The sequence below is a fragment of the Haemophilus sp. Marseille-P9675 genome (genome assembly GCF_916862695.1).
In the GTDB taxonomy this organism is placed as follows: domain Bacteria; phylum Pseudomonadota; class Gammaproteobacteria; order Enterobacterales; family Pasteurellaceae; genus Haemophilus; species Haemophilus haemolyticus_K.
Map to the genome: position 1 here is coordinate 1 of NZ_CAKASP010000016.1, position 617 is coordinate 617.

At 42.9% G+C, this 617-nt stretch carries 2 tRNA genes and 1 rRNA gene; all 3 read right to left on the minus strand.

The annotated features are described in order from the left end of the window. Positions 1 to 264: 264 nt before the first annotated feature. A tRNA-Ala gene (locus LIX50_RS09470) sits at positions 265 to 340 on the minus strand. Positions 341 to 385: 45 nt separating this feature from the next. Further along, a tRNA-Ile gene (locus LIX50_RS09475) sits at positions 386 to 462 on the minus strand. Between the two features lie 79 nt (positions 463 to 541). Then, positions 542 to 617, minus strand: a 16S ribosomal RNA gene (locus LIX50_RS09480); the annotation flags it as partial.

Genomic DNA, 617 nt, shown 5'->3' on the forward strand with positions numbered 1-617 from the left:
AAGTGCGGTCAATTTGATGCGTATCTTCATTCAACTAAACACTTGATTGCTTTTGTTCAATCAAGATTTATCACAAAACAGGTTTGCTTTCAGAGTTTCCTTCTCAGTTCCCTCTTTTCACTTTCCTGTTTTGCCTACTCAGACTTTCTCTCGAAAATCTCTTGTTTTCAGCTTGTTTCCAATTTTTTAAAGAACAGTTGATAAAACTTTTCAGTTATCATCGTTAAATAAACTAAATGAATAAATTTACTTAACGATGATAAGTGGTGGAGATAAGCGGGATCGAACCGCTGACCTCCTGCGTGCAAGGCAGGCGCTCTCCCAGCTGAGCTATATCCCCATTTCATCATAAATCATTACGCCTTTACATCACTCACTCTCAGAGTGGTGGGTCTGAGTGGACTTGAACCACCGACCTCACCCTTATCAGGGGTGCGCTCTAACCACCTGAGCTACAGACCCAAGGGTAATGTTTTCTTCTGCTCATTTGTCTACAACTATCAGTCAATCTGTGTGAGCACTCGCTGTCTCTCGTCTTTGGTAAGGAGGTGATCCAACCGCAGGTTCCCCTACGGTTACCTTGTTACGACTTCACCCCAGTCATGAATCATACCGTG